2 protein-coding genes are annotated in these 10,707 nt (G+C 69.7%); both read left to right on the top strand.

The window, feature by feature from the left end; all coding sequences use genetic code 11:
* The coding region (locus SACAZDRAFT_RS04985) for an acyl carrier protein (RefSeq protein WP_005439278.1) at positions 1-667 on the top strand (667 nt) is incomplete at its 5' end.
* A 38-nt stretch (positions 668-705) separates the two neighbouring features.
* Positions 706-10,707: type I polyketide synthase (locus SACAZDRAFT_RS04980; RefSeq protein WP_005439277.1), on the top strand; the 10,002-nt coding region annotated here is incomplete at its 3' end.

Here is a 10,707-nt window from a genome sequence, read left to right as displayed (position 1 = left end):
CAGTGCGCGGTCGCGGGCCGACGCGGTGCTGGTGCCGGTGGCACTGGAGCTCGGGTCGGGGCAGGCCAGGGCCGAGGACGTTCCTCCGCTGCTGCGCTCGCTGGTGCGCGTGACCCGACGCGCGGCCGCGTCGCGTGCCGCGGACTCCGGGGACTCGCTGGCACGGCGCCTGGCCGGGCTGTCCGGTGAGCAGCAGAGGGAGCTGTTGATCGGGGTGATCCGGGAGCAGGCGGCCCTCGTGCTGGGTTACCAGGATGTCGAGCTGGTCGAGTCCGACCGTTCGTTCCGCGAGCTGGGCTTCGACTCCTTGACCGCCATCGAGCTGCGTAACCGCCTCAACGCGGCCACCGGGCTGAAGCTCCCGGCGACGCTGGTCTTCGACTACCCGACACCACAGGACCTGGCCGAGTACCTCCGCGGCGAACTGGTCGACGACCACGCCGACGGCGGGCTCGACGCCGAGCTCGACCGACTGGCCGTGATGTTGTCGAGTGCCGGCGCGGATCGGCGGGAGCGGGAGCGGATCGGCGGCAGGCTCGCCGCACTCCTCTCCGAATGGAACGCGCCGCTGCGCGACTCCGAGGCGCCCGACGAAGCCGACGACATCGAGTCGGCCACCGCCGACGAACTCTTCGAGTTGCTCGACAAGGAATTCGGCAACTCCTGACCTCTGACCGATCGCTTCGCGAGGGTGGAAGACTTCCGATGAACGACGAGAACAAGCTCATCAACTACCTCAAGCGTGCGACCGCAGACCTGCGCGACGCGCACCGCCAGCTGCGGGAGGTCGAGGAACGCAAGCAGGAGCCGATCGCCATCATCGGCATCGCCTGTCGGTACCCCGGTGGTGTGCGCTCGCCCGAAGACCTCTGGCGGCTTCTGGAGTCCGAACAGGACACCATCTCCGGGTTCCCGACGGACCGAGGCTGGGACCTCGGGGACGCGGACGGCGCCGACCTCGGTGCCGGTGGGGGCGGGTTCCTCTACGAGGCGCCGGAGTTCGATCCCGGGTTCTTCGGGATTTCGCCGCGTGAGGCGTTGGCGATGGATCCGCAGCAGCGGTTGCTGTTGGAGACGTCGTGGGAGGCGTTCGAGCGGGCGGGGATCGACCCGTTGTCGGTGAAGGGCAGCCAGACCGGCGTTTTCGTCGGTGCGGCCGCACACGGTTACGGCATCAGCGTGGACGCCGCACCCGACGGCGTGCAGGGCCACCTGATGACGGGGACAACGCCGAGTGTCGCCTCGGGTCGTATCGCCTACACGTTCGGGCTGGAAGGTCCCGCGGTCACGGTTGACACGGCGTGTTCGTCGTCGCTGGTGGCACTGCACCTGGCGACGCACTCGCTGCGCCGAGGTGAGTGCGACATGGCCTTCGCCGGCGGCGTCACCGTGATGGCCGGGCCCGGCACGTTCGTGGAGTTCAGCGCGCAGGGCGGCCTCGCGAACGACGGCCGCTGCAAGGCGTTCGCCGACGGCGCGGACGGCACCGGCTGGGGTGAGGGTGTCGGCATTCTGCTGTTGGAGCGGTTGTCCGACGCCAAGCGCAAGGGCCGCAACATCCTGGCTGTCGTGCGCGGGTCGGCGGTGAACCAGGACGGTGCGTCGAACGGCCTGACTGCGCCGAACGGTCCGTCGCAGCGGCGCGTCATTCGTGCCGCGCTGGACAGCGCCGGTCTGACCCCGTTCGACGTCGACGCCGTCGAGGCGCACGGCACGGGCACGCCGCTGGGTGACCCGATCGAGGCACAGGCGTTGCTCGCCACGTACGGCAAGGATCGGGACCGGCCGCTGTATCTGGGCTCGGTGAAGTCCAACATCGGTCACACGCAGGCCGCCGCCGGTGTGGCGGGTGTGATCAAGATGGTCATGGCGATGCGCCACGGTGTGCTGCCGAAGACGCTGCACGTCGACGCGCCGTCCTCACACATCGACTGGTCGTCCGGCACGGTGGAGCTGCTGACGGAAGCGCGCCCGTGGCCCGAGGTCGACCGCCCGTGGCGGGCGGCGGTGTCGTCGTTCGGTATCTCCGGCACCAACGCGCACACGATCATCGAACAGGTACCGGTGCAGGAGCAGGACGCCGTGTCCGAGGCGCCCTCGGTCGTGCCGTGGGTGGTGTCGGGGAAGACGGCTGCGGCGTTGACCGCGCAAGCGGCGGCGTTGCGGCCCGTTGCCGAGTCGGAGGACGCGGCCGACGTGGCGTTCTCGCTGGCCACGACGCGGGCGGCGTTGGATCACCGGGCCGTGGTGTTGGGCGAGAGCCGGGACGCTCTGGTGTCGGCTCTGGAGGCGTTGGCCGAGGGGCGTTCGTCGGCTGATGTGGTCACCGGGTCGGTGGTGCGAGGGAAGACGGCGTTCCTGTTCACGGGCCAGGGTGCTCAGCGGGTGGGCATGGGCCGGGAGTTGTATGGCGAGTTCCCCGTCTTCGCCGAGGCTTTTGATGCTGCGTGTGAGCTGTTGCATCCGCGTCTGCGTGAGGTCATCGAGAGCGATGCGGAGGAGCTGAACCAGACCGAGTTCGCCCAGGCCGCGTTGTTCGCGATCGAAATCGCGCTCTTCCGGCTGCTGGAGTCGTGGGGTGTGCGCCCCGATTTCCTGATGGGGCATTCGATCGGTGAGATCGCTGCCGCTCATGTTGCCGGTGTGTTGTCGCTGGAAGATGCGTGTGCTCTGGTGGCCGCTCGTGGGCGTCTGATGCAGGCGTTGCCCAGTGGTGGGGCGATGGTGGCCATCGAGGCGACCGAGGAGGAGTTTCAACCCACCGAGGAGTGGGGGATCGCTGCGATCAACGGTCCGAACTCCGTGGTGATTTCGGGTGTCGAGTCGGCTGTGCTTGCGGTGGCGGAGGAGTTCTCTGCTCGGGGTCGTAAGACGAAGCGGCTCAGCGTCAGTCATGCGTTCCATTCGCCGTTGATGGAACCGATGCTGGACGAGTTCCGTCAGGTGCTGCAGGGCTTGGAGTTCCACGAGCCGCAGATTCCGGTGGTGTCGAATCTGACGGGTGAGCTGTCGACCGATCTGGCCTCGCCTGAGTATTGGGTGTCGCATGTGCGTCAGGCGGTGCGTTTCGCCGATGGCGTCAGCACCCTGGCTGCGCAGGGTGTGAGCAACTTTGTCGAGCTCGGTCCCGATGGTGTGTTGTCGGGGATGGCGCAGCAGTCGGTGTCCGAGGGTCTTTTCGTTCCGGTGCTGCGGGGTGACCGGCCCGAGGTCCGCACCGCGCTGAGTGCCCTGGCCGCGATGCACTGCCGTGGTGTCGCTGTCGACTGGACCACGTTGGTCGAGGGCGGCCGGATCGATCTGCCGACGTATGCGTTCCAGCGTGAGCGTTACTGGCTCGACATGGGTACGTCCGCCACCACCGTGCAGGCCGACGACATCGACCAGAGGTTCTGGGAGTTCGTCGAGCGGGCCGATGCTGGTGCGTTGGCGTCGGAGTTGGGGCTGGACGAGCGGTCGTTGGGTGAGTTGTTGCCGTCGTTGTCGGCGTGGCGCAGGCGTCGTCGTGAGTCGTCGGTGGTGCAGGACTGGCGGTATGCGGTGTCGTGGACGCCGGTGTCGGTGCCGCAGTCCGAGGTCACCGGGCGCTGGTTGGTGCTGACCTCCGAACTCGACGAGGGCTTGGCGGCGTTGGGTGAGGTGCGGGTCGTCGAGCAGGTCGTTCGCGCTGAGCTGGCCGCGACTTTGCGTGAGGGCGACTTCGCGGGCGTGGTGTCGTGCCTCGATGCTGCGAACACCCTGTCGGCGGTCCAGGCTGCCGTTGATGCGGGCGCGAAGGTCTGGGCGGCCACGCGGGGTGCGGTGTCGGTGGGGCGTTCCGACCGTATCCGTGCTGCTGAGCAGGCGCAGGTCTGGGGCCTCGGCCGAGTCGCCGCCCTGGAACACCCCGACACGTGGGGCGGTCTGATCGATCTGCCCGAGCGGGTCGACTCCCGAGTGCTGAGCCTGGTCGAGAGCGTTCTCGCTGACGGGTCCGAGGATCAGGTGGCGGTCCGGTCGAGTGGGGTGTTCGCGCGTCGGCTGGTCCCGGCCGCGCACTCGGCGACGGTCGAGGGGTCGTGGTCGTTCTCCGGCACGGCGTTGATCACGGGTGGTACGGGTGCGTTGGGTGCTCAGGTGGCTCGGTGGTTGGCCGGGCGCGGTGTCGAGCACTTGGTCTTGGTGAGTCGGCGTGGACACGCTCCCGAGCTCGCGGACGAGCTGCGTGGCTTGGGTGTCGAGGTGACGGTCGCTGCGTGTGATGTGGCGGATCGGGATGCGGTCGCCGAACTCGTCGCGGGTCTGTCGGATCTGTCGGTGGTGGTGCATGCGGCGGGCATCGCTCAGTCGACGCCGTTGGTGGATTGTTCGGTGGAGGAGTTCGCCGAGGTGGTGGCGGGCAAGGTTGCGGGTGCGGTGAACCTGCACGAGCTCACCGAGGACCTCGACGCCTTCATCGTGTTCTCGTCCATTGCTGCGACGTGGGGTAGTGGTGGCCAGTGCGGTTATGCGGCGGGCAACGCGTTCCTGGATGCCTTGATCGAGCAGCGTCGTGCTGATGGTTTGCCGGGGACGTCGGTGGCGTGGGGTCCGTGGGCCGGAAGCGGCATGGCGACCGGTGAGGCGGGCGAGCATCTGGCCAAGCGTGGTCTGGTGGCGTTGTCGCCGGAGCGGGCGTTGCGGGCTCTGGAGCAGGCACAGCGGGACGTCACCGTCACCGTCGCCGACGTCGACTGGCCGACCTTCGCGTCGGTGTTCACGTCGGTTCGGCCGAGCCCGTTGCTGACCGAGATCCCGGGCGCGATCGAGCAGGCCCCGGAGAGCGACGACTCCACGGGGTTGCGTGCGGAGCTGGCCCGGTTGGATGCGGCCGGTCGTCGGCAGTTCCTGATCGACCTGGTCCGCACCGAGGCGGCGGTCGTGCTGGGTTACGCCAACGCCGATGCCGTCGAGCCGGACCGCGCGTTCCGCGAGCTCGGCTTCGACTCGCTCACCGCGGTGGAGCTGCGCAACCGGCTGCTTCCGCTGACCGGGCTGGAGCTGCCCGCAACCCTGGTCTTCGACTACCCCACCTCCACGATCCTCGCGGAACACCTCGAAGCCGAGATCCTGGACGGCGACACCGGCGCCGCGATCGCCGTGACCTCGGCGGTCGCGAGCGACGAGCCCATCGCGATCGTGGGCATGGCGTGCCGTTTCCCCGGCGGCGTCCACACCCCCGAGCAGTTGTGGAACCTCCTCGCGGAAGGCCGGGACGCGGTCGGCGAGTTCCCCACCGACCGGGGCTGGGACGTCGAGTCGCTCTACGACCCGGACCCGGAGAGCGTGGGCACCAGCTACACCAAGAACGGTGCCTTCCTCGACTCGGCGGGACAGTTCGACCCGGCGTTCTTCGGGATCTCCCCGCGCGAGGCCGTGTCGATGGATCCGCAGCAGCGGTTGCTGCTGGAGACGTCGTGGGAGGCGTTCGAACGCGCGGGCATCGACCCGACGACGCGGCGCGGCAGCCAGACGGGTGTGTTCGTCGGATCCAACGGGCAGGACTACCTGTCGGTGCTGTTGGCGTCGGCCGACATCGGTGACGGGCACCTGGGCACCGGAGTCTCGGCCAGCGTGGTCTCGGGCCGCATCGCCTACACCCTCGGCCTGGAAGGACCGGCGGTCACGGTCGACACCGCGTGCTCGTCGTCGCTCGTGGCACTGCATCTCGCGGTGCAGGCGTTGCGCAACGGCGAATGCGAGATGGCGCTGGCCGGCGGGGTCACGGTCATGTCCACGCCGGGCGCGTTCGTCGACTTCAGCGCTCAACGCGGACTGGCCATGGACGGCCGGTGCAAGGCGTTCGCCGAGGCCGCCGACGGCACCGGCTGGGGCGAGGGCGTCGGCGTGCTGCTGGTGGAGCGGCTGTCGGACGCCCAGCGCAACGGACATCGAGTTTTGGCCGTCGTGCGCGGGAGCGCGGTGAACCAGGACGGTGCGTCCAACGGTCTGACGGCTCCGAACGGCCCGTCGCAGCAGCGCGTCATCCGGGCGGCACTGGCGAGTGCGGGTCTGACTCCGTCCGATGTGGACGCCGTGGAGGCGCACGGCACGGGCACGGCACTGGGTGACCCGATCGAGGCACAGGCGCTGCTGGCCACCTACGGCAAGGACCGCGACCGGCCGCTTTGGCTGGGCTCGGTGAAGTCGAACATCGGCCACACCCAGGCCGCGGCCGGTGTCGCGGGCGTGATGAAGATGGTCCTGGCGATGCGCCACGGCGTGTTGCCCAGGACGTTGCACGTCGACGCGCCGTCCCCGCACGTCGACTGGTCGTCGGGTGCGGTCGAGCTCCTCACCGAAGCGCAGGAGTGGCAGCCGAACGGACACCCGCTGCGAGCTGCGGTGTCGTCGTTCGGTATCAGCGGCACCAACGCGCACACGATCATCGAACAGGCTCCGGACCCGGAGCCGGAGGTTCCGGCAGCCCGGAACGCGCCCCAGGTGCCCTCGGTGGTGCCGTGGGTGCTGTCGGCGAAGTCCGCCACGGCACTGGCCGGCCAGGCCGCGAACCTCACGGCTTTCGCCGAGCGGGACGACTCCTCGATCGCGGACGTCGCCCGGGCACTGGCGACCACCCGTGGCGCGTGGGACCGCCGGGCGGTCGTCGTCGGCGGCGACAGGGACACTCTGCTCGGCGGCGTGGCCGCTCTGGCGGAGGGGCGTCAGGCACCGAACCTGATCGAGGGAACGGCGAGGGCGCGCAAGCTCGCGTTCCTGTTCACGGGGCAGGGTGCGCAGCGGGTCGGCATGGGCCGCGAGCTCTATGCCGAGTGCCCGGTCTTCGCCGAGGCCTTCGACGCCGCATGCGCGTTCTTCGACCGCGAGCTCGATCGGCCTCTGCGGGAGGTCGTGTTCGGCGAACCGGAGTTGCTGGATCGGACGGTGTTCACGCAGGCTGCGTTGTTCGCGGTCGAGGTGGCGTTGTTCCGGCTGCTGGAGTCGTGGGGTGTTCGACCCGACTTCCTGATGGGGCACTCGATCGGCGAGATCGCCGCAGCTCACGTGTCCGGCGTGCTGTCGTTGCAGGACGCCTGCACGCTCGTCGCGGCTCGTGGGCGTCTGATGCAGGCTCTGCCTGCCGGTGGGGCGATGGTCGCCGTCGAGGCCACCGAGGACGAGATCGAGCCGACCGACGAGTTCGGCATCGCCGCGATCAACGGACCGAACTCGGTCGTGATCTCCGGCGTCGAGGCCGCTGTGCTCGCCGTGGCGGAGGAGTTCGCGAGCCAGGGCCGTAAGACGAAGCGCCTGTCGGTGAGCCACGCCTTCCACTCGCCGTTGATGGAGCCGATGCTGGACGACTTCCGGCAGGTGCTCCGGGGCTTGGAGTTCCACGAGCCCGACATCCCGGTCGTCTCGAACGTCACCGGCGAATTGGCGACCGAGCTGACGTCACCGGAGTACTGGGTCACGCACGTCCGTCAGGCGGTGCGCTTCACCGACGGTGTGGACGCCCTCGCCGCACAGGGGGTGACGGCGTTCGTCGAGCTGGGCCCGGACGGCGTCCTGACCGCCCTGGCACAGGCGTGCCTGCCGGAGGCGGACGCACTGTTCGTGCCGGTGCTGCGTGGTGAGCGCCCGGAGACCGAGAGCACCGTGACCGCGTTGGCCGCCCTGCACGTCCGGGGCGTGCGCGTGGACTGGAACGCCTTCTTCGGCCCCGGTCCGCAGATCGACCTGCCCACCTACGCCTTCCAGCGCGACCACTACTGGCCCACGGTGTCCGGCGTGGTCGCCGGGGACGTCACCTCCGCGGGCCTCGGAACGGCCAACCACCCGCTGCTCGGTGCCGCGGTCGAACTGGCCGCGGGCGACGGTGTGGTGTTGACCGGCCGGTTGTCGGTGCGGACGCACCCGTGGCTGGCCGAGCACCGGATCATGGGCCAGGTGCTCGTGCCGGGAACGGCGTTGGTCGAGCTGGCGGTGACCGCCGGCGACCGGGTCGGCTGCGGACACGTCGAGGAACTCGCCCTGCACGCCCCGCTGGTGCTGCCCGAGTCGGACAGTGTCCAGCTCCAGGTGACCGTCGGCATGGCCGACGACCACGGGCGTCGTGAGGTGTCGATCCACTCCCGGAGCGGCACGGACGTGGAGTGGACGACCAACGCCTCCGGTGTCCTCGCGACCAACGGCGGCGAGCCGACAGAGCTGACGGCGTGGCCGCCCGCCGGTGCCCGCCGAGTGGATGTCACCGGGCTCTACGACGGGCTCGCCGCGGCCGGTTTCGACTACGGCGAGAACTTCCGCGGCCTCCAAGCGGCCTGGGTCGACGGCGACACGGTCTTCGCCGAGGTCGCGCTGCCGGAGGCGAGTCACGCCGACGCCGCCCACTTCGGCCTGCACCCCGCGCTCTTCGACGCGGGCCTGCACGCGCTCGCGCTCAGGGACACCGACAGCGAGGGCGGGCTGGTGCCGTTCGCCTGGACCGGGTTGTCGCTGTTCGCCGTGGGCGCGTCGGCGGTGCGGGTCCGGTTGAGCCCGGCCGGTGACGGCGCGGTGTCGGTCGTGGTGGCGGACGCCGAAGGTCAGCCGGTCGCGTCGGTCGACTCGCTGGTGATGCGCGCGATCTCCGGTGATCAGCTCGTGCGGAGCAGCACACCGGACGCCCTGTTCCAGCTGAACTGGGAACCGCTCTCGTTGGTGGACGGGAGCACCGTCGACCACACGGTGGTCGAGTGCGTCTCCGGTGGGCCGGTCGACGTGGTGTCGTCGGTGTTGGCGTCGGTGCAGGAGTGGCTGACCGACGGCGACGCCGACGCGCGTCTGGTGCTCGTGACGCGGGGTGCCGTGGCCGTCGAGCCCGGTGAGCCGGTGCGTGACGTGGCCGCTGCCGGTGTGTGGGGCCTGGTGCGCACGGTCCAGGCCGAGCATCCGGACCGGGTCGTGATCGTGGATGTGGACGACGATCCGCGTTCGACCGACCTGCTGGGAGCCGTGGCCGCCTCGGGTGAGCCGCAGGCCGTCGTGCGTGGCGGCGAGGCGTTCGTGGCGCGGCTGGGTCGCGCGTCGACGCAGTTGGTGGCTCCGGCGCAGCGCGCGTGGCGGTTGGACAGCGTGGGCAAGGGGACGCTGTCGAACCTGTCGCTGATCGAGTACCCCGACGCCGAAGAACCGTTGGGCCCGCTGGAGGTGCGCATCGCGGTGCGGGCCGCCGGTGTGAACTTCCGGGACGTGCTCAACGCCCTGGGCATGTACCCGGGCGACGCCGGGCTCATGGGTATCGAGGGCGCGGGCGTGGTGCTGGAGGTCGGTTCCGAGGTCGGCGACCTCGCGCCCGGAGACCGCGTCATGGGCCTAATCTCCGCCTCCTTCGGGCCGGTGGCCGTCTCCGACTCCCGCATGGTGACGCGGATTCCGGACGAGTGGTCGTTTGCTGAGGCGGCGACTGTTCCGATCGTGTTCCTGACGGCGTTCTATGCGTTGCGGGATCTGGCGGACGTGCGCTCGGGTGAGTCGGTGTTGATTCACGCTGCTGCCGGTGGTGTGGGTATGGCGGCGGTGCAGTTGGCGAAGCACTGGGGCCTGCGCGTCTTCGGTACCGCGAGTCCGAGCAAGTGGGACGCGGTCGGGCTGCCGGAGGATTGCCTGGCGTCGTCGCGTGATCTCGGTTTTGAGGAGAAGTTCCTGGCCGCGACCGAGGGTCGTGGTGTGGATGTCGTGCTCGACGCGTTGGCCGGGGAGTTCGTGGATGCGTCGTTGCGGTTGTTGCCGCGTGGTGGTCGGTTCGTGGAGATGGGCAAGACCGACGTCCGTGATCCCGAGCAGGTGGCCGAGGCCTACGCAGGCGTGCGGTACCAGGCATTCGACCTGATCGAGGCCGGTCCGGTGCGCATTGCCGAGATGTGGACCGAGCTGGTCGCGCTGTTCGAGGCCGGTGCGTTGCGGCCGTTGCCGGTGCGGGTCTGGGACGTGCGCCAGGCGGTGGAGGCGTTTCGGTTCATGTCGCAGGCCAAGCATGTCGGCAAGGTCGTGTTGTCGCTGCCGCAGCCGTTGGACCCCGATGGCACCGTGCTGATCACCGGGGGCACCGGAAGCCTGGGTGGGCTGGTGGCGCGCCGGTTGGTCGAGCAGGGCGCTCGGCGTCTGGTGTTGTTGAGTCGTCGTGGTGTGGCTTCGCCGGAGCTGCTGGAGTCTCTGGCTCCGGCCGAGGTCTCCGTGGTCGCCTGTGACGCCGCTGACCGGGAAGCTCTGTCCGGGGTGATCGCCGGTATCGAGACGTTGACCGCGGTCGTTCACACCGCGGGTGTGCTGGATGACGGTGTGGTCGAGTCGATGACCGCGCAGCGGATCGAGACCGTGATGGCGCCGAAGGCGCTGGCCGCGTGGAATCTCCACGAGCTGACCCGGGACCGTGATGTGGCGGAGTTCGTGTTGTTCTCCTCCGCTTCGGGGATCTTCGGCAACCCAGGGCAGGCGAACTACTCGGCGGCCAATGCGTTCCTCGACGGTCTGGCCGCGCACCGCAGGGCCCAAGGTCTGCCGGGTCTGTCGTTGGCGTGGGGGTTGTGGGACCAGCAGAACGGCGGCATGGCGGCCGGCATGGCCGACGCCGACCGGGAACGCATCGCCCGGTCCGGCAGCAGCGGACTGAGCCCGGAGCAGGGTCTGGCGTTGCTGGACAGTGCGCGGTCGCGGGCCGACGCGGTGCTGGTGCCGGTGGCACTGGAGCTCGGGTCGGGTCAGGCT

It is taken from the genome of Saccharomonospora azurea NA-128, assembly GCF_000231055.2.
Lineage (GTDB): Bacteria > Actinomycetota > Actinomycetes > Mycobacteriales > Pseudonocardiaceae > Saccharomonospora > Saccharomonospora azurea.
The sequence above is the reverse complement of the archived record's forward strand: the minus strand, read 5'-3'. Positions and strand labels throughout refer to the sequence as shown.